The organism is Brevibacillus sp. HB1.2, from assembly GCF_013332495.1.
Classification (GTDB): Bacteria; Bacillota; Bacilli; order Brevibacillales; family Brevibacillaceae; genus Brevibacillus; species Brevibacillus porteri.
The window spans coordinates 876,862-900,909 of sequence record NZ_JABMIU010000001.1 but is presented as its reverse complement, the minus strand read 5'-3'; the positions used below and the strand labels follow the sequence as shown (position 1 = coordinate 900,909).

The following is a 24,048-nucleotide window of genomic DNA, read 5'->3' as shown; positions in this document are numbered from 1 at the left end:
CGCCGCCATTCCATTTTTGGAATTACTCTTCACCGGTAGCAACCGGATTTTCCTCGTACGAGCTCCAATCACTCCAGCTGCCCAAATACAATTTCACATCTGTTCGACCAGCAGCATGGAAAGCAAGCAGATTGGAGCAAGCTGTCACGCCTGAGCCGCAATAGACGATCAATTCTTTGTCAGCGTAAGGAGCGAGACGCTTTTGCAGCTCGTCTGCCGGAAGCATCGTCTGATCAGCAGCGAGGTTGTCCTTATAAAAGAAATTGTGCGCCCCGGGTATGTGACCTGCTTTTGCGTCGATCGGTTCATTCTCACCGCGGTAGCGTTCTGGCGCACGAGAATCGAGTAATACAGTATGTTCGCTGCGTTTTTTGACACCTTCCATGTCAACCAGCATGTCGTGACGGACATGGGGGACGAACTCTCGAGCTTGTACAGTAGGTACTTCTGCTGTTACCTCATAACCAGCCTTTTTCCAAGCAGCGTATCCGCCGTCGAGTACAGCTACCCGATCGTGACCAAGGTATCGCAGCAGCCACCATAGACGTCCTGCCATCGCCATTTCCTGATCATCATAGGCGATGACAGTCGTGTTGGCATCAATTCCCGCATTTGAAAAATGGGCAGCTAACAGATCTGGATCTGGTAGAGGATGACGTCCACCATGCTCGCTTTTGGAACCAGAAAGGTCACGGTTCAGATGAAAGTAGAGGGCTTGCGGGATATGATCTTTCCCGTATTCCTCTGCACCTGCTTCAGAAGCACTTAAAGCAAAACGACAATCGACGATCACCATATTTTCATCGTTCAGATGATCCTTGAGCCATTGAGGTGTGACAAGTGCTTGCATGAATCTCCCTACTTTCTCTTTTTTTTCTTCATCATAGCAGATGGCACCCCAATCAGGTACAATAATTACGGTAGGTGGTTAGGGGAGAGGAGAAGAGAGATGAAGCGTTTCATTCGCTATTTTTTAGAGGGGTTATTGTTTGTCATTCCTTTGGCAGTGACGATTTATATTTTGTACTGGATTTTCACGACAGTGGATAGCTGGTTCTATAAGCTGGTCCACAACTGGTTTAACCTCCAAATTCCAGGACTGGGCTTCCTCTTAACCATACTCGGCATCACGATTGTAGGCTTCCTTGCATCCAATGTGCTGACACGCGGAGTGCTTTCGCTCGTGTCCACTGTTTTCGAGAAAGTGCCGTTTATCAAACTCATTTATACATCCATCAAGGATTTGATCGGAGCGTTTGTAGGGGAGAAGAAGAGCTTCGACAAGCCGGTGCTCGTGACGCTATCTAAGGATGGAAATGCAAAGGCAATTGGGTTTATTACAAAGGAAAGCCTCGATTCTTTCGGTCTCACAGACCACGTAGCGGTCTATTTGCCACAGTCGTACAATTTTGCAGGAAATCTCCTGTTGTTCCCGAGCGATCAGGTACAACTGCTTGATACGGAGAGCTCAGAAATCATGGCATTCCTGGTATCGGGTGGGGTATCCGGAGGGCCGCAAAACGTAAACAAAAGAAGCAGCGATGCTTAAATAATGCAAACCTCCAGCGCCACGAGTCTTGTGGTTTTGGAGGTTTGTTGCTTGTTTTGGGAACTTTAGAACAGTTGTTTTAAAAAACTACGTTCAACATTTTACACACAAAAAAAGACACTCAAACGAATTTGAGTGCCTTCTTATTTCCATGGCATTAGCTGCTAAAAAATCCACTATGGCTAGAATATTTGCGACGATAGTGACGATGACCGTATGTTCGATGCCCCATCTTCCAAAAAGGGCGATATCGGTAATCACTGCTGCTGTACTTGTGATAGCCACGTCCGGTCATTTTCCACAAGAACCGGGCGCCTTTCTTAAAGAGGACCGCCACTATGACAATCGCAACGATCAAGATAACGAAACCGATCCCCAAAATCGTGAGTAGGACTGACATCCACATCGTCTCCTTGCCAAAAAGGTATTACCCTTTTTTACGGATCACGCCACAGGAAGTTTCAATTATCCCTCGGCATTCAAATATTTCTCATAGGGAGTGTAGTCGATTTCTTTGGATTTCAGGTGAGCAATGAGCCATTTGTGGTCACGCTTGGGGGTTGCTACGATGTACCCCTTTACGATCAAATCTGTTGTAATGGTGGTTGCTTTCTCTTCCAGCGCGATCTGTCCGATTCTCGCTGCAATGGAACGTCTCGCAACATCACGAAACAACTGTGGCACAGGATCAACCAATTCATTGAGCAAGGTCAGACCCTCATCTGTCCAGAGTGCACGTGTCTGATCAATGTAATGATCTTGCCAATCCAAGTCAGATTTTCCGTCTTGCTTGGGCATGGACTTGAGAAATTTGCGGAACATGAAATACCCGCCAATCGCCATAAGACTTACGAGAACAATGGTCCAGCCAACGATAAACAGGGAAAACCCTGTAGACATTTCACCCATACCTTGTACACCTCATTACCAATATCCATTCACTAGTAAAAATTGTACCTTATTTTGGTTCGGGCAACAAACTTTTTGTGCGTTTGCCTATCCTTGGGTTTGCTCTTCCCAAGAACACATACAATTTAGTATGATTAGAATTAATCTTTATTGGGAGTTGACGCTCATGTTCAAGCTTGGACAACGCGTCGTCATTGTTGCCGACTCCTTCGAGCAAGGTTTGCCTTTGGGTGAATACGGTTACCTGATTGCTCGTGACCGCAATCCGGACAGCGCATTTTCCTGGGTTTTACGCATACCGAAAATTGATAAGCATATCGCTGTTGTAGAAGAGGATATCGCCTTGGAGGAGCAATTGCTGGAGGAAGAAGCCAATCGCATCTCGCATGAGGCTTTACTTGATTTTGCATTGGCGACAAGGAACGAAGCACTGTTTCGACAACTGATGGGCATGGAAGATGCAGAAGAGGCAAATGACGAACCCGCGAAGGAATCAATGGAGGAATTTATCCGTAAAGTAAATATCAAAGCATGGATCTAATTGGCGGTTTTCCTTGTGTGGAGAATTTGAAACTTTTGTGAGGAAATGAAAGCGAGGCTGTTTCATGTCTGAATTTGTGACGTTTACCAATGAGTTTGGTCAAACCATCGATATGTCCCGAGAGGACTACCAGAAAACAATCATTCCGCAAAATCTGGATAAGTACTGGGATGAAAAAGATAAGCTTCGCGATTTTGCGATGGAGTTGGTGAAGGGTCAATTTCATGAGCAAGCCGCTGTCGCTGCTGACAGGCTTCTCGAAGTATACGGTCCAATCGAGTCTGCTCTCATTTTCCGTGCAGTCGTTCATATGCAGGCGAGAGAATTTGAAAGCGCTAAAAAAATCCTGACAGATTGTCTGGAACGATTCCCGTCATCGGGTACGGCTTGCACCAATTTGGCAAAGATTTTCGCGTTTGAGGGAGATGAGCCAAAAGCATTCGAGACCCTACATACTGGTCTGCACAAAGATCCGAATCAAGAAAATGGCTTGAACATGTTTGTCGAGAGCTTCGTGCAAAGAGGGAAAAAGGATGAACTGAAAGGGCAGCTAGAGGCGTTGGCAAGTAAAGAAGGCGCTTGGAGACCACAGCTGCAGCTGGCTCGTCTGGCTTTGACGGAGGAGGACCTCCTGAATGCGATGAAATGGTACACGGTAGCGATTGAAGGAGCGAAAGACCGCTTTGAGGTCGTCATGACTGTGACAGGTGAATTGGGACAAGCGGGTTATGTCTATCAGTTGATTCAGATTTGTGAAAAGTTCTGGACGCCGCATTTCCCGTATCCGTATGCTGGCTTCAACTATGCCAACGCTCTGTTGGCAACCGATCAAATGGAAAAGGCAATCGGCATTCTGCGTAGCATGCAAGAGCATTTGCCAGATAACTACAAGCCTATGGTCGATCACTTCCTGAATCGAGTACCTGGAGCGCTCGAAGTGGAAGCAGCCGCCCAACAGAAGGTCGTCGAGAGCCACATGGACGATCCGACAGCGAAGAAGAGCAAGTGGAAGTTTTGGAAGTAAATCGATAGCTAGAGCGCCCGGCATTTCGCTGTCGGGCGTTTTTCTGTAAAAGGGGGACTGTGGGATGCTGCATCATGTTGAAGTGTACGTCTCCAATTTGGCACGCTCCAAAGATTTTTGGGGATGGTTGCTGGAGGATGAGCTGGGCTATGTGCGATATCAAGAATGGGCCAGTGGGGTAAGCTGGAAACAGAATGGTACCTATCTGGTATTCGTTCAGGCCGAAGAGCGATTCCTCGATACCCCGTATCATCGGTGTCGAGTCGGTTTGAATCATCTGGCATTTTACGCACGGGATCGAGAACATGTGGAAAAGCTGCGGGAGGAAGCTGCTCGTCGCGGTATCTCTTTGCTCTATCAGGATCGGCATCCGCATGCTGGAGGCGAGGGACATTATGCTTTGTTTTTTGAGGACCCAGATAGAATTAAGGTCGAGATCGTGGCCCCTTAACCTCGTCAGAAGCTATTGATCCATGAAAAAACGGTGCAATCATCCCCGGTAGATGGTTGGCACCGTTTTTTAGAAGCCATCTATTTGAACTGGCTGGTGAGCCGCCGCTCTATATAGGCTACGCCTTGATACATCACGGTAGCGATGACCGCGATAATGGCTAAGCTCATCATGACCAGGGTGAAATTAAATACTTGGAAGCCGTATATGATCAAATACCCCAAGCCTTGCTGGGATACGAGAAACTCTCCGACGATGACGCCCACCCACGAAAGTCCGACATTCACTTTCAGCGTTGCGAGAAGGGTTGGGATGGTAGCTGGCAAAATGACGAGCGTGAAGATTTGCCGTTTGCTCCCTCCAAGTGTTTGCACGACTTTGACGTAATTTTGATTGACTTCTTTGAAGCTGGTGTAGACGTTGATCGTGGTGATGATGACCGAGATCGCGCACCCCATGGCTATGACGGAGAGCAAACCTGGACCAAAGCCAACGATGAAAACCGGACCGAGGGCTACCTTTGGCATACTGTTGGCAATAACCAGATAAGGCTCTAGTACGCGGGAGAGAAAAGGGGACCACCATATAATCGTTGCCATGACGGTTCCCAGAATCGTGCCTAAGAGAAAGCCGATAATCGTTTCCCATACGGTCAAGCCGACATGCGGGAGAAGACTGCCATCTTGCAGCTGTAGCCAAAATTGAGCCCAAATCTTGGAGGGATAGCTGAAGATGAGTGCATTAATGGTGTTTGTTCGAGCCAAGAGCTCCCATAAGCCGAGAAAAACGAGAAAGAGGAACAGTTGTGTGGCAAAGACGGAAAAGCTCATACGCTTTTCAAGCTGCAAGTAGCGACGATGGACGGATTCAATTTCCTTTGGCTGCATCAGACACTACCTCCATCTCTTTCCACACGCGATGGAACAAGTCTTGGAATTCATCATGATTTCTGGCGTCGAACGGCAGAGCATCCCGGATCGGGTTGGGTACGACAATCTCGCTGTTGATGCGTCCCGGGTTGCGTGAAAAGATATAAACGCGATCGCCCATCGCGATCGATTCCGAGAGATCATGTGTCACAAGGACTGCCGTTTTTTTATGCCGGCGTAGTGTTGAAAAGATCAAGTCTTCGAGCTTGAGTTTGGTTTGGTAGTCTAATGCAGAAAATGGTTCGTCAAGCAACAGCACATCAGGTTGACAGGCGAGTGTGCGGACGAGTGCAACCCGTTGTCGCATGCCGCCTGACAGCTGTAGGGGAGAGGATTTGCGCACATCAGACAGTTCCATTTCATCCAGCAGATGCAGGGCGTACTCTTCTGTTTCCTTGGAGCGGATGCCTTGGATATCGAGTCCGAGAAACACGTTATCTTCGATGGAGCGCCAATTGAACAAATAATCTTGCTGAAGCATGTAGCCAACTTGCCTAGACGTTCCGCTGACTTCTCTTCCGTCGATCCACACCTTACCTGCTGTCGGCTTCTCAAGCCCTGCAATAAGGGAGAGCAACGTCGTCTTTCCACAACCGCTGGGACCAACCAGACAAATGAAATCGCCTTCCTCCACGCGCAGGTTAATGTCTTGGACCGCCATGAACGCCCTGGTCGTGGATAAATAAAGATGGGTCACGTGGCCGAGTTCTATTTTTGCCGGCGTAGAAGAAATCTGCTTCATGACGGCCTATTTCCCTTCCTTGGATTGGGTAGCAAATGTGGTGTTTACCAGCTTGGTGTAATCAGCACGTTGCTTTAACTCACCAGCGGAATCCATAATATCTTGTAGCTGGTTCCATTCCTTTTCGTCTAGGATGGGATCGGTAGCATAGGAGCCCTGCTCCAAGTAACGCTGTACAGCGATTTCCAGAATCTTTGGATCGATTTGCTCGAAGTACTTGCCAATCACATCAGCCGTTTCTTTTGCGCTGTGGCTGGCAACCCACTGTTGCCCTTTGTAGACCGCATTGGTAAACTTTTGAATAGCTGCTGCGTTGCTGTCGATATAGCTTTGTTTTGTCATAAAGGCTGTGTAAGGAACGGTTCCGCTCTCTTTGCCAAAAGAGGCGACGACATGGCCGATTCCTTCCTGTTCAAAGCGGGAGGCTTCCGGTTCAAACAGCTGTACATACGCTCCGGTACCAGATGCGAAGGAAGACGCAATATTTTTGAATTCGATATTCTGAATGAGTTCCAGGTCGCCTTGCGGATTGATATTGTGCTTTTTGAGTACATACTCGCCGACCATTTGAGGCATGCCGCCTTTACGTTGGCCCAAGAAGACACTGCCCTTTAGCCTGTCGAAAGTAAAGTCATCCATTTTGTCGCGGGAAACAAGGAAGGTACCGTCCGTCTGCGTGAGCTGTGCAAAGTTGACAACTGGATCGGCAGCTCCTTGCTGAGAGACGTAGATGCTGGTCTCGGAGCCGACGAGCGCGACTTCGATGCCGCCAGATAACAGAGCTGCCATCACTTTATCTCCGCCAGGTATGGTTGAGAGCTCTACTTCCAGACCTTCTTCCTTGAAAAATCCTTTTTCAAGTGCGACATATTGCGGGGCGTAAAACAAAGAACGAGTCACTTCACCAATTCTTATTTTTTCGGGAGTGCTGGAGCAGCCAGTCAAGACGGCCGTCATAGCGAGAAAAGCGGCCAGCCCCAGCGCCAAAAAGCGTTTCATGATTAGGAGTCCCTCCTTGCTAGGCTTTGTATGTTGTAGGCTATGCGCCCAGACAAAAAAGGGTGAATGCCTAGAGATAGAGACAGGCACATGATGAGGGAAGGCCACAAAGGAGATGGACATAGCGTGATCGTTACATTTTTAGGCACCGGATCAGGTGCACCTACTACGCGAAGAAATGTGAGTGGGATCGGCTTGCGATTTTTACAGGCAGGCAAGTGGTGGTTGTTTGACTGCGGAGAGGGGACTCAGCACCAGCTACTGCGAGCACCGATGAAAATTAGTCAGTTGGATAAAATCTTTATCACCCATCTACATGGGGATCATCTGTACGGACTGATCGGATTGCTTGCGAGCCGGTCTTTGCGCAATACCGAACCGACTCCGTTAGAGCTGTACGGACCACCAGGGCTCGACCGATATTTTCGAGCGATCATGGAGGCAAGTCCGGTTCATTTGCAATATCCCTTGGAAATAAAAATCGTCAGTGAGGGCGTAATCTACGAGGACGAAGAAATCGTGGTGAGCTGTCGAATGGCGAAACATCGCGTGCCTTCGTTTGCTTATGCTGTGATGGAAAAGGAAAAGACAGGAGCGTTTCAAGTAGAGCTGGCAAAGCAGGCCGGGGTGCCGTCAGGGCCGTTATTTGGAGCCTTGAAAAGAGGAGAACAGGTCACACTCGAGGATGGTCGTGTTCTGGACGGAAAGGACTTCGTTGGAGAGCCGCAGCCAGGACGCAAAATCGTCTTCAGTGGAGATACGGAGCCGAGCCAAGCGGTTGTGGAACTAGCAAAAGGGGCGGATTTGCTCGTCCACGAAGCGACCTACGCCCATCACGACAAGGAGCTGGCAACCAGAAGCGGGCATTCCACAGCACGTGAGGCAGCTCAAATTGCCAAAGACGCGGGCGTGAAAGAACTGTGTCTGACTCACTTTAGCCCACGTTATGAAGATGAAGACGGGGATTTTTCGATGGAGGATCTGTTGGCAGAAGCGCAGCAAATTTTTTCGGCGACCCAATTGGCTGATGATCTTGGCAGCATTTCTATAAAACGAGAGAGAAACGATGGGAGAAAGCCATAATCCTTGCTATAATGAATGATCACGATGGAGGAGGTGGGGGAGCATGAAGCGGATTACCTTTGCTACACCAGAAGAACTCATTCAACACTGTCAGTCGGAAGAAGTCAGCCTCGTTGTCGAATATCGAGACGATGTGAACAAGCAACGTCAGGTCATTTTGACGGGAGAGCAGCTTGCAGAGGCACAGACCTACCTGAACTTCTCCAAATCCGAAGCGTATTACCGTAAGGACGGACTTTTTTACGAAGTCATTGCAGGCTGGAAGTAAACCACATCGTCAGGAGATGAAAGAGACGTGTCTGGCAGAGGGTTCAACAGGTCGATCACAGTTCGCTACTTGATGTTCGTACTAGGTTTGTTCGTCGGTGCATTCGGTACGGTACTGGCCATTAAAGCAAACCTCGGCGTAGCACCTTGGGAAACCTTTCATATCGGCCTGCAAAAAACATTTGGATTAACGATTGGCCTGTGGTCTCAGATCGTAGGAGTCGTTGTCATTTTCGCCACTTATTTCGTGGCAAAAATGAAGCCTAATTTTGGAATGTTCTTAAATATGATTTGTTTTGGCGTTTTTCTCGATCTTATCTTATGGTTAGATTTTATTCCTGAGCTGGAATCTACCTGGGCGAGGCTTTTGATGTTTCTCGCAGGTGTTGTTGTTTTGACTGTCGGGATCGGGATTTATTTATCTCCTTCTCTTGGGGCAGGACCGCGCGACAGCTTTATGCTGGCGATGAACGAGCGTCTAGGCTGGAGTATCCAGCGAGTCCGACTCATCATAGAAGTTACCGTACTGCTTGCAGGTGCTGCGTTGGGTGGACCTGTGTCAATCGGCACGATACTGATTGCACTGTTAACGGGACCGATGATTCAACGTACGATTCCGTTTTGGCGTCAAGTCATGAAAAAGCAGTATGGACTGCCAGAGCCAATTGAAAGACAAGCGAGCTAATCTCCTTTCCATTTGCCAGTAACTGTGTAAAAAACCAGGAAAAACAGTCTTGTATAGGCGATGGTCCAATCATCTTTAAGCATTCGCACATACAGTATGACTAGTTGCTGGCAAAGGAGGGAAAGCGAATGAGTCTGTTCAACGGAGGATTTGACGACTTTGCTTTAATACTGGTGTTGTTCGTACTGCTCGTTATCGTTGCTTGCTCTTGCGACTAACGAAAACACTGGTCATTAGCTTCGCCAGGAGGGAGAGCGATTTTTCGCTCTCTCTTTTGTTTTGCAAAAAAAGGCTTCGCCAAAGAGGGGCGAAGCCAAAGGGCGGCATTTCTTATCCGAGGCGATCATGCACTTGTTTTTTTACGCTGGACATTTGCTGATCGGATAATTTGACTCCGACCGCCTTGCTGACTTTTTTAATCAGTTCGCTTAATTTCTTGTCATCCTTCAAGTCTTTCATGGAGAAGTCTCTGGCCAGTGATCGTACATCGCCCATCGTCCATTTTTTCTTACTTTTCTTGTTGATGGATTTCAGTAAGTCACGTGGACTGCCCTTCGCTTTTTGCTTGACCTTTGCCCTTACTTTTCCTTTTGCTTTTGCCATGATGCTTCGCTCCTTTCAAAGGAATACGCCTGCCCTATGCAGTTATATGGAAAAGCAAGGGAGTTCGCTTGGACAGATTCACGCGGCTATTCGCCTATTTTGGTCAACGTTGTGCAATGGCCCAAACCCACAGAGGGAGCCGTGACATAGGATGAGTCAGAAAGATGCATGACAGGAGGCTAGTGGGTTGAAAATTGTCAGCTTTCATCGGGATACGCCGTTTACCGAGATTCTGTCAGATTTGAAAACCAAGGTTCTGACCAAAACCGAGAGACTTCCATGGCGATGCTATGATGACCTTTCTTGCTTGTGTGTCAAACAAAAGATATTTGAGCAGCATGAGGAGCTTTTTCGAAGGTATAAAGCGATGGTGGAAGAGAACATTACCGTAAGCGTGCATGCGGAAGGAGAGGATGAAATCCCGTGGGGAGTGCGATATGTGGGGGCACAGAGATTGTGGCGAAAGGGGCGAGGAGCAGGCGTCAAGGTCGCTGTCATCGATACGGGAATCTCCCGCGATCATTTTGATTTGAAGGGCCAAATAAAGGGTGGCATCCAGCTAGTGCGCGGCAAACAAAATGGACACGGGACGCATGTCGCAGGGATCATCGTAGCCGAGATGAACCAAAGAGGAATTGTCGGAGTTTCTCCAGAGGCCCATTTGTATGACGTCCGTGCTTTTGATCATGAGGGTCAATCATCTTTGTCGACCATTTTGCAGGCTCTGCAATGGTCAATTGCCAATAAGATGGATGTTATCAACATGAGCTTTGGCATGCCCCAATATAGCGAAGCAATGGCGAGAGCAGTTGGTCGGGCCTATCAGCAAGGAATCGTACTGGTAGCTTCTGCAGGCAACGGAGGGGGAGAAGTGGAGTATCCTGCGCGGTACGATGGTGTCTTAGGGGTTAGTGCGATTGATCAAACGGGAAAATTGGCAACGTTCAGTGCGAGAGGCAAGGGCGTAAATATGAAGGCACCCGGGGTTGATATTTTATCTACGTGGCCGGGAAATCAGTTTAAAAAGCTGAATGGCACTTCGATGGCTGCCCCGCATGTAGCAGGGCTGAAGGCGTTAGAAATTGGTCGCAAGCGAAAATAAGCATAGCGTTCCTACGAAAAAACAGCTCCGAGGCTAAAAAAGAAGCCAAGGAGCTGTTGCTTTTTATAAACGAATTATTGATGGGTTTTGGAGTCATGGTCTTGCTGGACACGGAACCATATATTAAGATCATTAATAACACTGGCCAATTCGTGGATCTCGCTGTTCAATTCGCAAGATCTAACGAAATTTTCTTCTTCGGACATTAGTTTGGTTTTCTCGATAATGACCTTCTCTACCCGGTGTATTTTATCCGGAATGGTCGCGCGGATTTCTTCCCATTCCAGCAACATATCCGCTCTTTCTACTTTCGAATAATCTTCCCATTCCAGATGCAGCACGGGAAGTCGTATACCTAGCCGTTCATCATGGATAAATTGATAGCGCAAAGGTGAACTCACTCCTCTCCACTTCCATCATACCAAAAATGAATCGGTACGGGGAGAGAAATACACACGAAAGGAGCAACTATGTCAAAAGGACGTGTTCTTATCGATGCGGATGCTTGTCCGCGCCAGGCACTCTTAACTGCCCAAGCATTGTGCAAGGAGCTCGACTGGATTTGTTTGACCTTTGCCAGTTATAATCATCAAATCGGCAACGCCAATCATGTAACGGTAGATGCCGGCCCACAAGCCGTAGATATGAAGCTGGCGAACGAAACGAGTTCAGGGGATGTCGTGGTGACGCAGGATATTGGTCTGGCAGCGCTTATTCTAGGAAAGAGAGCCCATGCCCTGACACCCCACGGGATGGTTTTTGACCCAGAACGGATTACATTTCATTTGGAAGAACGAAATGAAAAAGCGAGATATCGGCGAGGGGGAGGTCGTACAAAGGGGCCTGCTGCTCGCACGCGTGAAGACGATCAACGATTTGCTGAGTCCTTGCGTTTTTTGATGGAAAGAGGAGATCAACAATGAATCAGACAACTAGAAAAAATGAATATGTACGCGGAGCACTTACATTTGCGGTACTTGCCACAAGCATGTTTGCCCTCTACGTAGCAGGGAAAGTGGCTGGTATGGATCAAGCTGCCATCGCATTTGCAGAGTCGATTCGCTCGGATGTTGGGACTGCTTTTTTCCGATTGGTAACCAATCTTGGCGGCGGCATGTTCCTTGTACCTGTAGCGGTGATCATGTTCGTTGTCCTATACATAAAGAAATATCGTGTGGAGGCAATGTTTGTTCTCATTTCCCTCGGTGCCAGTGAAGTAGCGAATGAGCTCTTAAAGCGGTTCTTTGAGAGGCCTAGACCGAGTGGCGTCAATCTGATTGAGCTGCCGGAGTCCTTTTCGTTTCCGAGTGGTCATGCGATGATTGGACCAGCCTTTTATTGCATGGTCGCGTTTTGGATTGCCCAGTGGTTTGCGGAGAAAAGATGGTCGTCGCTCGTGCAGCCTGCGGTTTTTATTTTCGTGGCATTGCTCACGTTCAGCCGTGTGTACTTGGGGGTTCATTATTTGAGCGATGTGCTTACCGGCTTTTTCCTGTCGATGTGCTGGTACTTTCTCCTTCGTCTTGGCTATGAAGAATGGATGGGGAGACGAAGCACGGTCGTCGACCCCATACCGCAGTCCAGGTAATCAGCAAGCTAGGTGGAATACCCTAATTCACTCATTAAACTCAGCCATTTTTCTACGCTGGGTTTATTTTTTTTGTCCTTTGGCAAGACGATGTACGCCGATCGTTTGGGAGGTTTATTGCCTGTTATGATCAGTTCCTTCAAGGTACCTGCCGCAAGCTCTGCTTTGACGGTAGAGCGCGTCAACAAGCTCACGCCGAGACCTTCTTTGATCAGATCGATAGCGAGCTCCGCTTTGTCTACTGTCAGCTTGGGTACGTAATTACGCGGCAATGTCTGTCTAATCCATTCGTTAAAAGGAGGGCCCCAATTCATGTACAGCAGCGGCAGATTGCGCAGCTCGCGCGAATCGACGTGTGTAGATGCGGCAATGGGGCTCTCTGGACAGCAAACCAAGACAATTTCATCATCCCACGTTGGTATAACGTCAAAGTTGGGCAAGGATGGGGGAACGTACACGATTCCGATTTGAATCACGTTGTCCAGCAAATACTGGATGACATCGGACGAGTGCCCTGTCTTGGTGCTGATCGCAATTTGTGGATACCGATAGTGGTATTCTTTCAAGATTGGCTCGAGGGTGGAAGTCCAGATCGCGTTTAAGCTGCCGATCGATAAATAGTCTTCATAAGGCTGGAGTGAAGCGACTTCATTTAGGGCTTCATGGGACAGTTTGAGGATTCTCTCTGCATACGGTAAAAGGGTTAAGCCCGCTTGGGTAATCTCAACACTTCTTTTATCACGAATGAAAAGAGGTTTGCCAACTTTTTCTTCCAGTTGCTTGATTCGCATTGTCACCGTAGACTGGACTAAGTGGAGCATTTCCGCAGCCTTGGTGAAATTTTTCGTTTGGGCCAATGTGTAGAAAGCGCGTAATTGTTCGAAGTCCATACAGTTGGAATCCCTCTTATCTAAATATTTGATTACCATATACAAAAATGTTCGTTTCCCAAATTATACCCTGTTCGCTAAGCTGGGGATATCCTTATTTCATGTGGGCTATCGGGAGAGCGAGGGGTATTGGGATGAAGTGGGAATGGTGGCGAGAAACGCCCTTTTCAGTGAAGCTCTTGTTAAGCACATCTTTTATGATGAATATGGGTTTTTATGCATTAATCCCGTACCTCACTTTGTATTTGACGGGCAGCATCGGCTGGACACTGGCGATGGCAGGGATTGTCCTGAGTGTCAGACAGTTTTCCCAGCAAGGTCTTGCTTTTTTAGGCGGTGTGATCGCGGATGCCTTCGGATACAAAGGGGCGATGTTCCTCGGATTGGGCGTACGTGCCGTTGGTTTTGCGATGTTCGCTTTTTGTACCGAGACCTGGCACTTTTTTGTTGCCGCGATTCTTTCCGGATTGGGTGGGGCGTTGTTTGAGCCTGCTTGCTCTGCTGCCTATGCGATTATTACACCTGAGGCCATTCGAAAAGAAGTATTCTCCCTTCGCAATGTGCTTGGAAATATTGCGGTTGTCGGTTCCCAAATCGTGGGGACAGCACTCTCGGCTATTGATTTTACGTACATTTCGTTGTTTGCAGGAGCCGTTTTCGGAGTGAATACAATCGTGATCTTCTTTTTATTCCCACCAATTCGCGCCACTAATACACGGCATAGCATATGGGAAAGTATGTCCACGGTAGTGAAGGACAAGCTGTTTGTACGATATACCTTTATTTTGATGGGGTATTATTACTTGAATATGCAGGTGTTTTTAACGATTCCGCTGTTTGTTGAAAATGTTACGCATAGCAAGGTGAATGTAGGGATCGTGCTTTCTGCTCTCTCGCTGTTTGTGATCTTATTTCAAATGAAAGTGACACAATTGCTGGAGGGTTATCAGCACAGGCTTACCTTGATTGGCATCGGAACGTTGTTTATGAGTGTGGGACTATTTTTGTTCACGTTTGCCGATTCATTGTGGCTCATTCTTTTGGATGTGTTCCTTTTTGCACTGGGTACCATGATTGCTGTTCCGAATCTGGTGGATGTCGTTCCTCGTTTTGCTCCCAAGGACTTGGTTGGCGCCTATTACGGCTTCAACGGGTATTCGATTGCCATCGGGGGTTCGTTCGGACAAATAGCAGGAGGATGGGTGTACGATGTAGGGCTACGCTTGCAAACGCCGTGGCTGCCATGGACCATTTGTTTGGTCATCGGGTTTTGGGTGGCCTGGATGCTATATCGCATGGAACAACAAACCGGACAAATCGGGAATGATCTTAAGAAAATAGCTCGATCGTAAATATTTTTGGGCGAAATGAAACATTTTCCATCGTTCATACGTATATAACGATAGAGATGATTGGCGCAAGAAAGTGAGGGAATTTTATGGAAGATATGAAAAAGCTAAAGCGCATGTTGCTGGTAACGAGTTCCCTTGGATTTGCAGTCTTTGCCATGGTAGTCGTTACGGAAATTGTCCGAATCTCATTGTAGTATTGCCAAGCCTATCGCATCGCATATAAAACATGAAAAGCTTGCAGTCCCTTCTTGAAAGAGGGGGGCTGCAAGCTTTTCTTTTTGTGATTATGCTTCGATTTTCTTTTTAAAATGGAATTGATACACGCATATCGCAATGATCATAAACGGAACTCCGCAGTACAAGGCGATGCGCTGTTCTGGATCGAATGCCAAGCTTACGAGAACGAGCAAGTTCAAGATCAAGGAAATCAAAGGCAGTATCGGATACAAAGGGGTACGGAACTTCAGATCCTCCAGCTTGCCTCCATTTTTCAGGTAATGGCGACGGAAAGCGAGCTGCGAAGCAGAGATGGAGATCCACCCCACCTGTGCGCCGAGACCAGCGATAGACAACAGCACCATGAAAACCGTATCTTCTGCAAAAATACCGGACAGAAGAGACAAGAGTGCAATGGCAAACGTAATCAACAAAGCGTTCATCGGAATCCCTTTTCCATTTACGGCCCCAAGCTTTTTCGAAGCCATTCCTTCTTTGGACAGGGAGTAAAGCATACGAGTTGCTGCGTACAAACCAGAGTTGGCTACAGATAGAAGTGCTGTCAGGACAACGAAGTTCATAATGTCAGCCGCATAAGGAATCCCAATACTGTCAAAAACGACGACAAACGGACTTTCAATCACACCCGCCTGTTGGTGTGGAATCATCCCTGCCACGATGGCAATCGCCAGAATGAAGAAAACGAGTGTGCGCCAAACCGTCGTACGAATGGCCTTCGGAATCGTCTTCTCTGGGTCCTCACTTTCTCCAGCGGCAATCCCGATCAGCTCGGTACCTTGGAAGGAGAAGTTCACGGTGATCATCGTCATCAGCAAGCCTGTGATTCCAAAGGGGAGAAGCGGGCTTTCTGTAAAGTTGGAGAGCATTGGCGCAGGCTGACCGTTTTTCAGGTCGATGAAACCAAACATCGCCGCTCCACCCAAGATGATGAACAAGATGATAGCGCTTACTTTAATGCTGGAAAACCAGAACTCAGATTCACCGAACGCTCGAGCAGATAAAGCATTTAATAAGAAGAGCACTACACCGAAGATCGCGCACCACATCCAAACAGGTGAGTCAGGGAACCAACGTTGCATCAGCAATCCTGATGACAACAACTCTAAAGCAACGGTCACGGCCCAACCAAGCCAATACAACCAGCCTACACCAAACCCAAGTGCTGGGCTAACAAAGCGGGTCATATATGTTTGGAACGAACCAGCCACTGGCATGGCAACTGTCAGCTCGCCCAGACATAGCATAGTCAGGTACATGATAAAGCCGCCGACTAAATAGGAGAGAATGGCACCAACTGGTCCTGCCTGACTAATTGTATAACCTGATCCGAGAAATAACCCGGTTCCGATTACGCCGCCAAGAGAAATCATAAAGAGGTGTCTGCTGTTCATCGTGCGTTTCAATTGATTGTGCTGCTCCATGTTGCTTGTGGACATATAACCCTCTCCTTCACGCGAGTATGTTCAATGGATGTATGCGTTTTCAGGCGCGATAGCGATATATGCTCTGCAAGAATGATACCAAAAGAAATAATTTATGAAAATATTATTTTTGAGGTATATACTACCAAAAAAGTGCAAAATGATTCGGCAGTTGATGCAAAATAATTAAAAAAACGCCAAATTTCTTGGCGTTTATTAAAAAAGATAAGGGGAAAATTGGACTGAAAGAAAACATCTAAAGAGATGAACTTGCATGCTTTTAGAAGGTAACGATTAACCAATAAAACTGGTGAGAAGAAAAAGCGCAGGGCTCGTAGACCTTGACAAAGCCAACTCAGTCGGAACTTCAAAAAGGGGTCCATGCTTGTCGAACACTTCTTCTTGAGAAACGTCCGCCCGTAGGGTGGCTTTGGCTCGACGGGCCCCTTTTTGAAGTGTAGACGAACAGTGAATCACCCTTGCGGGCGTGTCAGAGTCGAAGAGAACTGTGCTTTTTCTTCTCTCCACCATGTTGACTCAAACCAGAACGTCGTTTTTATTAGTATGCCTTATCCCTTAATCCCCAGCTTACGCAAACGATACTGCAAGCTTTGACGACTAATTTGCAATTCCTTGGCTGCTCGTGAAATATTTCCGTTATAGCGTTCCACAACATGGTGAATATATGCTGTTTCAAACTCTTGCATGGTTTCCTTCAATGGCTTTCCTTCGTCCACAAAAGGCAACGTGTGAGGGGAGGGTTGCTCGATTGTTACGGAAGCGGCTGGCGTACGACGCAAAAAGTGTAAGGGTAAGTGTTCATAGCGGATGGTTGATTCGTCAATCATCAGATTCATGGCCCCCTCAATCAAGTGTTGAAGCTCACGCACATTGCCAGGCCAATCATGCTGGATAAAAAATTGCAGAACCTCGTCACTGATGCCTCTTACTTCCATTTGGAAGAGCTCATTGTATTTCTCAATAAAATGGCTGACCAGCATCGGAATATCTTCCTTGCGTTCCCGAAGCGGGGGGAGAAATAACGTGACGACTCCGAGACGATAGTACAAGTCTTTTCGCAAATGCGAATGGGCAATTGCCTCAACAGGATCTTCATTAATTGCTGCAATGATTCGTACATCGATCGATCGATCCTTTGTGTCACCAATACGTCTAATCGACTTCTCTTGCAGAGCACGCAACAATTTTGCCTGTAGTGGCATACTAAGCGAGTTGATTTCGTCGAGAAAAAGGGTTCCGCCTTCTGCTTGCTCAAACAATCCAGGTCGCTCCACTGCGCCAGTAAATGCTCCACGAGCCGTTCCAAACAAAAGCCCTTCGATCAGGCTATCCGGAAGCGCAGCACAGTTTTGTGAAATAAGGGGACCAGAAGCACGCAGACTGGCATTATGAATGCTTTGCACGAACAGCTCTTTCCCGGCACCCGTTTCACCCACGACCAATACGGATGAGGAGGTGCGTGCTGCGCGTTTGGCATTCTCTATGACATCGAGAATAGGACCGCTTCTCCCGATAATGTGCTCGAATGTGTAGCGTGACCCGTTTTTTTGCAGCAAGTTTTCTCTGATCAATCGTTCCATTTTGGTAACATCATTTGCGATTTCCATTGCGCCGATGATCTTGCCATTTTCAATGATGGGGTACGTATGGTTGATGGTTGAAATTTCTTTTTGCTTGTCATTGAAATACGTTTGTCGTGTATTGCGAATGCTATTTCCGGTACGCAAGCATGTGAGCAAGGTACTTTCCTGTCCAGACGGGAACTGAAAAACCTCTGCCAAAGGTTTGTGCAAAACGTTTTGTCTGGTCATCGATTCCAGCTCGGTCATTTTGGAATTGTAGACAATCGTTGTTCCGTCCGAATCGATGACATGTACACCTTCATTCATTCTGTCCAAAATATGTTCATAAATGCGCAAGAGAGTGTCAGCTGAAGAATTTTGCCTAGAAGACGACACCGTGGTCACCAGCCTTTCCTTATGAGGGTATCATAGCATAAAGAGAATGAGTGCAAAAACATTATGCACTGCAAAAGAATATGAATGCGAGGTGCAAAATTTTTTTGCTCGTTTGATCGGATTGGATCGACTTTGTGGGGTTTTCCTATTTGGCATCGTTCTTGCTAGATAATTTTAGCAAGTGATCTTGAAGGAGGCTAACGACATGAGTAAAACAAACGTGGTTATTGAACAAACAGAAAAATTTGGTGCGCACAACTATCATCCGCTACCGATCGTTATTTCCAAAGCAGAAGGCGTATGGGTACACGATCCGGAAGGCAATAAATATCTGGATATGCTGAGTGCATATTCTGCGCTGAACCAAGGGCATCGTCATCCACGTATCATCCAAGCTCTGAAAGATCAAGCAGATAAAGTAACGCTCACTTCCCGTGCTTTTTACAATGACCAACTGGGTGAATTCTACGAAAAGCTCTCTGCGGTGACAAGAAAAGAAATGATCCTGCCAATGAATACTGGTGCAGAAGCAGTAGAGACAGCACTCAAAGCGGTTCGTCGCTGGGCTTATGACGTGAAAAAAGTACCAGAGAACCAAGCAGAAATCATCGTATGTGAAGGCAACTTCCATGGTCGTACTGTCACAGTAACTTCCTTCTCTTCTGCAGAAGAGTACAGACGTGGCTTCGGACCATTCACTCCTGGGTTCAAAATCATTCCTTATGGCGATATCGAAGCGCTTAAGCAAGCGATTACACCGAATACAGCAGCATTCATGCTGGAGCCGATCCAAGGCGAAGCAGGGATCATCATTCCGCAAGAGGGCTTCTTGAAGCAGGCACAAGAGGTATGTAAAGCAAACAATGTACTCTTGGTCAGCGACGAGATCCAAACAGGCTTCGGTCGCACAGGTAAAATGTTTGCCAGCGATTGGGAAAATGTAGTACCAGACATGTACATCATGGGGAAAGCTCTTGGTGGTGGCGTGTTCCCGATTTCCGCAGTAGCAGCAGATAAAGAAATCTTGAGCGTATTTGAACCAGGCTCTCACGGTTCTACCTTTGGCGGAAATCCACTCGGATGCGCAGTTGCCATCGCAGCTATGGATGTACTGGCTGACGAAGGTCTTGTACAGCGCTCCCTGGAAATGGGCGCATACTTCATGGAGAAATTGAAAGAAATCAACAACCCGATCATCAAGGAAATTCGCGGTCGCGGTCTGTTCATTGGTTTGGAGCTGACAACAGCGGCTCGTCCATATTGCGAAAAACTAAAAGAACTGGGACTCCTGTGCAAAGAAACACATGAGACAACCATTCGCTTTGCACCGCCACTCGTCATCAGCAAAGAAGACCTGGATTGGGCAATTGATCGCATCAAGCAAGTTCTGCACGTGACAGAAGCGGCAAACGCATAATAGCAACGAAAAAAGCCATCCTGTACAGGGTGGCTTTTTTTCTTGAGGGGTGATTATGACAGAATAGTCACATCATTCGTTCGACAATTTTCGACCGGCTGTGGATAAATGGAAAAAAACATCCACAAAGGAAATGCTTGGATACTTATAAGTTACACACAGTTTGCCCACATGTTACCAACAAGATGTCCACATTGCTTGTGGATATCCGAACGGTTGTTCGATACAAAGGCTTCTGTTACAATGGGCTCATATTAGCGATGGAGGTGAGCAAAGGTGAAATACTTAAGTGACCAAATGTTGATAGAAGTATATCATCGCGCTGTCGACCTTCAACTAGATGCAGCTTTTATCGAATTGCTTCGCGAAGAACTACAGCATCGGAATATCCGTATCACGCAGTTCAGCGCCTAAGAGCAAAATCATCACACATACGTAACATATGGCAAAAGCCATCCTCTTTTTTTCAAAGGAGGATGGCTTTTGTTATCCAAGAGAGGATTATCTTAAGTGGCTTGTCTTACGCTTGCTCCGTAATAAACTCCAAAGCGATAATTCCTTTGATTGGCGCTTCATTTGCCAGCAACACTTCCGGCAAATAAAAGTACACAGGACCATCCTCTTTAATAGGCTTGCCGTCTTTGGAGAATTGGAGGATGGCTCTTCTTGCCTCTGCAAGTGGAAGAACGATCGCTTCCTGATCCTCGCGGTGAAGACGGACATGAGTCACCTCTGGTAGGGGCTCAGCGTTTGTAATGAAGGGATCGAGACGAATTCCGTACTCGCCTTCGAGCACTTTACGTTCTTCGGCTAAGCTTTTTCGTTCGGAAGGAAGGGTAGCCCCTTCGCGCAATTCCTTATCCCACTGCGTCCCCGTGCCAGCCAAATACTTTGCTTGTGTAGCCAGCGAGCTATCATCTTCGCCCGCGTATGTTTTCAGATCGAATTTGCGTTCATCAAAAACCCAAACGGTTGGATCCAATGTAATAGGGAAAGCAATGGCCCCTTTGAACACGATAACATCAGACATACGTCATTCCTCCGTGATCATTCGTAATCAATCTCTATATTACTATAGACTCGCAAATGACAGCAATTATCCAAAAAGCGAAAATTTCATAAAATAGTCTAAAAATTATTGACATGGATTTTATAGATTATATAATCATATTAGCAAGTTATTATGTGAGAGTGAACTTTGCCTGCTATATTTGAACTCTACTTAAAAGTTGGAGTCAGATAAAAGGCATTGTGTACAAGCCTTTCGATTCTTGGAAAGGCTTTCACGAAATAAGGGAAGCTCACTTCGTCTTTCTCCCGCTGAACCTCAACGGCGATGAGCGCTAGAGAAGGAAGACCACATCATTCATCCCGAGGATGGTCGCAAATCCGCAAGAACATTCAGGGAATTCAAACGAATCAGGGGGGCGAAACTATGGCGAAAGGCACGAATGTGCAAGTAGATCTGATGAAGCAAAAAGGTATCCTAAAATGGATTGAAACGGTAGGGAATAAGCTCCCGCATCCATTTGTATTGTTCATTATTTTGTGTGGTGTATTGATGGTAGTCTCTGCAATTCTCGCAGCCATGGACTTTTCGGTTATGCATCCTGCAAAAGGCGAAGAGGTTGCCGTTAAGAGTTTGCTTAGCGTCGAAGGTATTCATTGGATTTTAACAAGTATGCTGAAAAACTTTATTGAATTTCCAGCACTTGGTCTCGTTCTGGCGATGACGCTTGGAATTGGACTGGCAGAAAAAATCGGTCTTTTGACGACAGTTCTACGCAAAATGATGGCAGGTATTCCGGCATCGGTTGTCAGTTATGCAATTGTCTTTGTCGGTATTTTAGGAAATCTTGCTTCTGATGCAGCCATGGTTATTATTCCTCCGCTTGGCGGTCTTGTGTTCTTGGCAATGGGGCGCCACCCGATTGCAGGTTTTGCAGCTGGTATGGCTGGTGTATCCTCCGGTTTTACAGCGAACTTTTTCATTGCCGGTACAGATGCTCTCTTGGCAGGGATCAGTACGGAAGTAGCGAAAACGATTGAACCGAATGCAATGGTTACGCCAGTAGATAACTGGTTCTTCATGTCAGCTTCCGTTGTTATCCTTGCTTTCTTTGGAGGATGGATTACCGATAAAATTATCGAACCACGTCTTGGCACGTATCACGGCGATCGAAACGTACAATTCGAAGCAGTAACTCCGCAAGAAAACAAAGCACTGCGCAAAGCGGGTATCGCAGCGCTGATTTTCGTGGTGATTGTAGCATTGTTGGTCGTTCCAGAAGGTTCACTGTTGCGCGATCCAAAGACAGGTGAATTCTTGACATCACCGTTTTTGAAAGGGATTATTCCCATCATCCTGTTGTTCTTCGTGACCGTATCGTTTGTGTATGGTAGAGCAATGGGATTGATTAAAACATCGAAGGACATTCCGCATTACATGTCCGAAGCAATCAAGGATATGTCCGGCTTTATTGTGTTAGCGTTTACAGCAGCACAGTTCATCGCGTTCTTTAACTGGAGCAACATTGGTATTTTGATGGCTGTCAATGGTGCAGAATTCATGACAAACATGGGCTTGACTGGCTTGCCGATCATTATTGCCTTTACACTCTTCACTGGTATCTGTAGCTTGTTTATCACGAGTGGTTCAGCACTGTGGGCGATCCTTGCACCTGTATTCATGCCAATGCTGATGCTGTTGGATTACAACCCGGCATTTATCCAGGCCGCTTATCGGATTGCGGACTCTGCAACCAATACGATCTCACCTGTGAATCCGTACATCCCGCTCTTCCTGGCGTTCTATCAGAAGTATAATAAGAATGCGGGAATGGGAACGATTTTCTCTACCATGACTCCATTTGCAATCGTTTTCCTGGTCGTTTGGATCTTGCAATTGACATTATGGTACTACCTTGACCTCCCATTTGGTCCTGGCGTATACGCTCGTTAATCTATTGATAGTAAGAAGAGAGTCGCTCACTGGGCGGCTCTTTTTTTCGTACACCTGAAGCTTGGACAATTGGAAAAAGACGGTTTATGCTGTGTGTATACATGTGAAGGGAATAAGGGAGGGAACGAAAGTGTACGATTTTGATCAGCGCATCGAACGCAGAGGGACAGATAGTGTCAAATGGGAGATTCAGAATCCAAAAGTGAACGGTGAAGGAATGCTTCCGCTCTGGGTGGCGGATATGGATTTTGCTTGCGCTCCTGAAATCACAGAGGCACTGATCAAACGCGCGAGTCACCCGATATACGGATACACGTTGAAGTCAAATGCTCTTTTTCAGAGCTTGAAAGAGTGGATACACAAGCGATTTGGTGTAGAGGTAGAAGTGAGCTGGATGACAGGTATACCTGGGGTCGTTCCTGGCATACACGTAGCCGTAGAGGCTTTTACAGCCCCGGGAGATGGTGTTTTGATCCAGACGCCTGTGTACCACCCTTTTTATCATGCAGTCGAAAATCGCGGACGTCACGTCGTTACCAGCCCACTCTTGGAGCGTGACGGGCGTTATGAAATGAATTGGGATGACCTCACACAAAAGCTGAGCGACCCGCGGGTGAAGCTCATGCTACTCTGCACACCCCATAATCCGATCGGGCGAGTATGGACCAGAGAAGAGCTGGAGCGCTTGGGAAGATTGTGTGTAGAAAATGGCGTGATTGTGGTTGCCGATGAGATTCATTCGGATTTGGTCTATGAGCCAAATGTTCATACGCCTTACTATTCGCTGGCACCGGAATTGGCCAACCAGAGTGTGACCTTCCTATCAGCCGCCAAAACGTTTAATTTGGCTGGTCTGTATACTTCCTATTTGATGACAGAAAATCAGCAGTTATTGCGGAACTTTTCCATCACGGCATCCAAAATGGGCTACGAGAATCTGAATCTATTTGGAATGGAAGCAACGATTGCTGCCTATCAACATGGAGAAGCATGGCTGGAAGAACTGTTGATCTACTTACGTAAGAATGCAGCTTATGTGCATGAGTTTTTATCGACTCGTATTCCTGGGGTATCTATGGCACTTCCGGAAGCGACATACTTGGGGTGGATGGATTTTAGACAGCTAGGACATAGTCAGGCGGAGTTGAGCAAGCTCATTCGTGAGGATGCAAAGCTTGGTTTGCACGATGGTACAACGTTTGGACAGGATGGTGCAGGGTTCATGCGAATCAATTTTGCTTGCCCGAGATCGATTCTAGTCGAAGCGATGGAACGATTGGAGCACGCCGTGCAGAAGTAGGGATAATTTGACATGTCT

General features: G+C 47.0%; 28 protein-coding genes. 16 read left to right on the top strand and 12 right to left on the bottom strand.

The features are described from left to right. Nucleotides 1-22: 22 nt before the first annotated feature. Complete coding sequence (locus HPY28_RS04205) at nt 23-850, bottom strand: sulfurtransferase (protein ID WP_174224816.1); 828 nt, start codon at nt 848-850, stop codon at nt 23-25. Between the two features lie 99 nt (nt 851-949). On the opposite strand from HPY28_RS04205, the gene HPY28_RS04200 reads away from it, so the two are divergent. After that, on the top strand, nt 950-1,549 hold the full coding sequence (locus HPY28_RS04200; protein WP_017247902.1) for a DUF502 domain-containing protein: 600 nt from the start codon (nt 950-952) through the stop codon (nt 1,547-1,549). A gap of 157 nt (nt 1,550-1,706) precedes the next feature. On the opposite strand, the gene HPY28_RS04195 is transcribed toward HPY28_RS04200, so the two are convergent. Together HPY28_RS04195 and HPY28_RS04190 are read right to left on the bottom strand one after the other, a co-directional pair. Further along, nucleotides 1,707-1,949, bottom strand: a complete 243-nt coding sequence (locus HPY28_RS04195) for a hypothetical protein (protein ID WP_007724492.1) — start codon at nt 1,947-1,949, stop codon at nt 1,707-1,709. Between the two features lie 65 nt (nt 1,950-2,014). Further along, nucleotides 2,015-2,458 carry a DUF2621 domain-containing protein gene (locus HPY28_RS04190; protein ID WP_017247903.1) on the bottom strand — a complete coding sequence of 148 codons (444 nt, stop codon included), beginning with the start codon at nt 2,456-2,458 and terminating at the stop codon, nt 2,015-2,017. A gap of 166 nt (nt 2,459-2,624) precedes the next feature. Between HPY28_RS04190 and HPY28_RS04185 the strand changes: the two genes are divergently transcribed. The 3 genes from HPY28_RS04185 to HPY28_RS04175 all read left to right on the top strand — a co-directional run bounded on the left by HPY28_RS04185 (nt 2,625) and on the right by HPY28_RS04175 (nt 4,474). After that, nucleotides 2,625-2,999 carry a hypothetical protein gene (locus HPY28_RS04185; RefSeq protein ID WP_012685928.1) on the top strand — a complete coding sequence of 125 codons (375 nt, stop codon included), beginning with the start codon at nt 2,625-2,627 and terminating at the stop codon, nt 2,997-2,999. A gap of 64 nt (nt 3,000-3,063) precedes the next feature. Continuing rightward, nucleotides 3,064-4,023, top strand: coding sequence for a tetratricopeptide repeat protein (locus HPY28_RS04180; RefSeq protein ID WP_174230112.1), 960 nt, complete (start codon nt 3,064-3,066; stop codon nt 4,021-4,023). A 64-nt stretch (nt 4,024-4,087) separates the two neighbouring features. Next, nucleotides 4,088-4,474: a VOC family protein gene (locus HPY28_RS04175; protein ID WP_017247905.1), complete on the top strand. Its 387-nt coding sequence runs from the start codon at nt 4,088-4,090 to the stop codon at nt 4,472-4,474. 80 nt (nt 4,475-4,554) lie between these two features. Here the strand turns inward: HPY28_RS04175 and HPY28_RS04170 are convergent, their stop codons facing one another. The 3 genes from HPY28_RS04170 to HPY28_RS04160 are packed head-to-tail and all read right to left on the bottom strand — an operon-like array spanning nt 4,555 to nt 7,144. Next, nucleotides 4,555-5,361, bottom strand: a complete 807-nt coding sequence (locus HPY28_RS04170) for an ABC transporter permease (RefSeq protein ID WP_017247906.1) — start codon at nt 5,359-5,361, stop codon at nt 4,555-4,557. Continuing rightward, entirely contained in the window at nt 5,342-6,145 is an 804-nt protein-coding gene (locus HPY28_RS04165) for an ABC transporter ATP-binding protein (RefSeq protein ID WP_173624318.1), read from the bottom strand. The genes HPY28_RS04170 and HPY28_RS04165 overlap by 20 nt, the downstream gene beginning before the upstream one ends. Before the next feature lie 6 nt (nt 6,146-6,151). Then, the gene (locus HPY28_RS04160) at nt 6,152-7,144 is read right to left on the bottom strand and encodes an ABC transporter substrate-binding protein (protein ID WP_174230111.1); all 993 of its coding nucleotides are present in this window, start codon (nt 7,142-7,144) and stop codon (nt 6,152-6,154) included. A 126-nt stretch (nt 7,145-7,270) separates the two neighbouring features. Here HPY28_RS04160 and rnz point away from each other — a divergent pair, with 126 nt between their 5' ends. From rnz to HPY28_RS04140, 4 genes are all read left to right on the top strand, one after another. Beyond that, the gene (gene rnz, locus HPY28_RS04155) at nt 7,271-8,227 is read left to right on the top strand and encodes a ribonuclease Z (protein ID WP_173621516.1); all 957 of its coding nucleotides are present in this window, start codon (nt 7,271-7,273) and stop codon (nt 8,225-8,227) included. Nucleotides 8,228-8,270: 43 nt separating this feature from the next. Continuing rightward, a complete protein-coding gene (locus tag HPY28_RS04150) occupies nt 8,271-8,495 on the top strand; it encodes a hypothetical protein (RefSeq protein WP_017247910.1) in 225 nt (74 codons plus the stop codon). Nucleotides 8,496-8,522: 27 nt separating this feature from the next. Beyond that, nucleotides 8,523-9,179 carry a YczE/YyaS/YitT family protein gene (locus HPY28_RS04145; protein WP_174230110.1) on the top strand — a complete coding sequence of 219 codons (657 nt, stop codon included), beginning with the start codon at nt 8,523-8,525 and terminating at the stop codon, nt 9,177-9,179. A 128-nt stretch (nt 9,180-9,307) separates the two neighbouring features. Beyond that, on the top strand, nt 9,308-9,397 hold the full coding sequence (locus HPY28_RS04140) for a YjcZ family sporulation protein (protein WP_100169674.1): 90 nt from the start codon (nt 9,308-9,310) through the stop codon (nt 9,395-9,397). A 112-nt stretch (nt 9,398-9,509) separates the two neighbouring features. Here HPY28_RS04140 and HPY28_RS04135 read toward each other — a convergent pair whose 3' ends face one another. Then, on the bottom strand, nt 9,510-9,782 hold the full coding sequence (locus tag HPY28_RS04135) for a stage VI sporulation protein F (RefSeq protein WP_017247912.1): 273 nt from the start codon (nt 9,780-9,782) through the stop codon (nt 9,510-9,512). A 187-nt stretch (nt 9,783-9,969) separates the two neighbouring features. On the opposite strand from HPY28_RS04135, the gene HPY28_RS04130 reads away from it, so the two are divergent. Next, nucleotides 9,970-10,884 carry a S8 family peptidase gene (locus HPY28_RS04130; RefSeq protein WP_017247913.1) on the top strand — a complete coding sequence of 305 codons (915 nt, stop codon included), beginning with the start codon at nt 9,970-9,972 and terminating at the stop codon, nt 10,882-10,884. A gap of 74 nt (nt 10,885-10,958) precedes the next feature. Here HPY28_RS04130 and HPY28_RS04125 read toward each other — a convergent pair whose 3' ends face one another. Further along, nucleotides 10,959-11,285, bottom strand: coding sequence for a hypothetical protein (locus HPY28_RS04125; RefSeq protein WP_017247914.1), 327 nt, complete (start codon nt 11,283-11,285; stop codon nt 10,959-10,961). Nucleotides 11,286-11,354: 69 nt separating this feature from the next. On the opposite strand from HPY28_RS04125, the gene HPY28_RS04120 reads away from it, so the two are divergent. After that, a complete protein-coding gene (locus tag HPY28_RS04120) occupies nt 11,355-11,807 on the top strand; it encodes a YaiI/YqxD family protein (protein ID WP_017247915.1) in 453 nt (150 codons plus the stop codon). Next, nucleotides 11,804-12,472, top strand: a complete 669-nt coding sequence (locus HPY28_RS04115; RefSeq protein WP_174230109.1) for a phosphatase PAP2 family protein — start codon at nt 11,804-11,806, stop codon at nt 12,470-12,472. The genes HPY28_RS04120 and HPY28_RS04115 overlap by 4 nt, the downstream gene beginning before the upstream one ends. Nucleotides 12,473-12,480: 8 nt before the next feature. Here HPY28_RS04115 and HPY28_RS04110 read toward each other — a convergent pair whose 3' ends face one another. Further along, nucleotides 12,481-13,362, bottom strand: a complete 882-nt coding sequence (locus HPY28_RS04110) for a LysR family transcriptional regulator (protein ID WP_017247917.1) — start codon at nt 13,360-13,362, stop codon at nt 12,481-12,483. A 134-nt stretch (nt 13,363-13,496) separates the two neighbouring features. Here HPY28_RS04110 and HPY28_RS04105 point away from each other — a divergent pair, with 134 nt between their 5' ends. Then, a complete protein-coding gene (locus HPY28_RS04105) occupies nt 13,497-14,714 on the top strand; it encodes an MDR family MFS transporter (RefSeq protein WP_173621520.1) in 1,218 nt (405 codons plus the stop codon). Between the two features lie 284 nt (nt 14,715-14,998). On the opposite strand, the gene HPY28_RS04100 is transcribed toward HPY28_RS04105, so the two are convergent. Further along, a complete protein-coding gene (locus tag HPY28_RS04100) occupies nt 14,999-16,387 on the bottom strand; it encodes an amino acid permease (protein ID WP_069852182.1) in 1,389 nt (462 codons plus the stop codon). A 554-nt stretch (nt 16,388-16,941) separates the two neighbouring features. Further along, a complete protein-coding gene (locus tag HPY28_RS04095; RefSeq protein WP_017247920.1) occupies nt 16,942-18,360 on the bottom strand; it encodes a sigma-54 interaction domain-containing protein in 1,419 nt (472 codons plus the stop codon). Nucleotides 18,361-18,556: 196 nt separating this feature from the next. On the opposite strand from HPY28_RS04095, the gene HPY28_RS04090 reads away from it, so the two are divergent. Beyond that, nucleotides 18,557-19,768, top strand: coding sequence for an ornithine--oxo-acid transaminase (locus tag HPY28_RS04090; RefSeq protein WP_017247921.1), 1,212 nt, complete (start codon nt 18,557-18,559; stop codon nt 19,766-19,768). A 276-nt stretch (nt 19,769-20,044) separates the two neighbouring features. Beyond that, nucleotides 20,045-20,182 carry a sporulation histidine kinase inhibitor Sda gene (gene sda / locus HPY28_RS04085; protein ID WP_007725857.1) on the top strand — a complete coding sequence of 46 codons (138 nt, stop codon included), beginning with the start codon at nt 20,045-20,047 and terminating at the stop codon, nt 20,180-20,182. Nucleotides 20,183-20,288: 106 nt separating this feature from the next. On the opposite strand, the gene HPY28_RS04080 is transcribed toward sda, so the two are convergent. After that, nucleotides 20,289-20,798: a molybdopterin-binding protein gene (locus HPY28_RS04080; protein WP_174230108.1), complete on the bottom strand. Its 510-nt coding sequence runs from the start codon at nt 20,796-20,798 to the stop codon at nt 20,289-20,291. A gap of 405 nt (nt 20,799-21,203) precedes the next feature. Here HPY28_RS04080 and HPY28_RS04075 point away from each other — a divergent pair, with 405 nt between their 5' ends. Together HPY28_RS04075 and HPY28_RS04070 are read left to right on the top strand one after the other, a co-directional pair. After that, on the top strand, nt 21,204-22,730 hold the full coding sequence (locus tag HPY28_RS04075) for an AbgT family transporter (RefSeq protein WP_174230107.1): 1,527 nt from the start codon (nt 21,204-21,206) through the stop codon (nt 22,728-22,730). 130 nt (nt 22,731-22,860) lie between these two features. Further along, nucleotides 22,861-24,030, top strand: coding sequence for a MalY/PatB family protein (locus tag HPY28_RS04070; protein ID WP_174224808.1), 1,170 nt, complete (start codon nt 22,861-22,863; stop codon nt 24,028-24,030). Nucleotides 24,031-24,048: the final 18 nt, after the last annotated feature.

Coding starts and splice junctions, on each gene's coding strand:
- HPY28_RS04205 (WP_174224816.1), bottom strand. CDS start 850: ATGCAAGCACTTGTCACACCTCAATGGCTCAAGGATCATCTGAACGAT.
- HPY28_RS04200 (WP_017247902.1), top strand. CDS start 950: ATGAAGCGTTTCATTCGCTATTTTTTAGAGGGGTTATTGTTTGTCATT.
- HPY28_RS04195 (WP_007724492.1), bottom strand. CDS start 1,949: ATGTCAGTCCTACTCACGATTTTGGGGATCGGTTTCGTTATCTTGATC.
- HPY28_RS04190 (WP_017247903.1), bottom strand. CDS start 2,458: ATGGGTGAAATGTCTACAGGGTTTTCCCTGTTTATCGTTGGCTGGACC.
- HPY28_RS04185 (WP_012685928.1), top strand. CDS start 2,625: ATGTTCAAGCTTGGACAACGCGTCGTCATTGTTGCCGACTCCTTCGAG.
- HPY28_RS04180 (WP_174230112.1), top strand. CDS start 3,064: ATGTCTGAATTTGTGACGTTTACCAATGAGTTTGGTCAAACCATCGAT.
- HPY28_RS04175 (WP_017247905.1), top strand. CDS start 4,088: ATGCTGCATCATGTTGAAGTGTACGTCTCCAATTTGGCACGCTCCAAA.
- HPY28_RS04170 (WP_017247906.1), bottom strand. CDS start 5,361: ATGCAGCCAAAGGAAATTGAATCCGTCCATCGTCGCTACTTGCAGCTT.
- HPY28_RS04165 (WP_173624318.1), bottom strand. CDS start 6,145: ATGAAGCAGATTTCTTCTACGCCGGCAAAAATAGAACTCGGCCACGTG.
- HPY28_RS04160 (WP_174230111.1), bottom strand. CDS start 7,144: ATGAAACGCTTTTTGGCGCTGGGGCTGGCCGCTTTTCTCGCTATGACG.
- HPY28_RS04150 (WP_017247910.1), top strand. CDS start 8,271: ATGAAGCGGATTACCTTTGCTACACCAGAAGAACTCATTCAACACTGT.
- HPY28_RS04140 (WP_100169674.1), top strand. CDS start 9,308: ATGAGTCTGTTCAACGGAGGATTTGACGACTTTGCTTTAATACTGGTG.
- HPY28_RS04135 (WP_017247912.1), bottom strand. CDS start 9,782: ATGGCAAAAGCAAAAGGAAAAGTAAGGGCAAAGGTCAAGCAAAAAGCG.
- HPY28_RS04120 (WP_017247915.1), top strand. CDS start 11,355: ATGTCAAAAGGACGTGTTCTTATCGATGCGGATGCTTGTCCGCGCCAG.
- HPY28_RS04115 (WP_174230109.1), top strand. CDS start 11,804: ATGAATCAGACAACTAGAAAAAATGAATATGTACGCGGAGCACTTACA.
- HPY28_RS04110 (WP_017247917.1), bottom strand. CDS start 13,362: ATGGACTTCGAACAATTACGCGCTTTCTACACATTGGCCCAAACGAAA.
- HPY28_RS04105 (WP_173621520.1), top strand. CDS start 13,497: ATGAAGTGGGAATGGTGGCGAGAAACGCCCTTTTCAGTGAAGCTCTTG.
- HPY28_RS04100 (WP_069852182.1), bottom strand. CDS start 16,387: ATGTCCACAAGCAACATGGAGCAGCACAATCAATTGAAACGCACGATG.
- HPY28_RS04090 (WP_017247921.1), top strand. CDS start 18,557: ATGAGTAAAACAAACGTGGTTATTGAACAAACAGAAAAATTTGGTGCG.
- HPY28_RS04080 (WP_174230108.1), bottom strand. CDS start 20,798: ATGTCTGATGTTATCGTGTTCAAAGGGGCCATTGCTTTCCCTATTACA.
- HPY28_RS04075 (WP_174230107.1), top strand. CDS start 21,204: ATGGCGAAAGGCACGAATGTGCAAGTAGATCTGATGAAGCAAAAAGGT.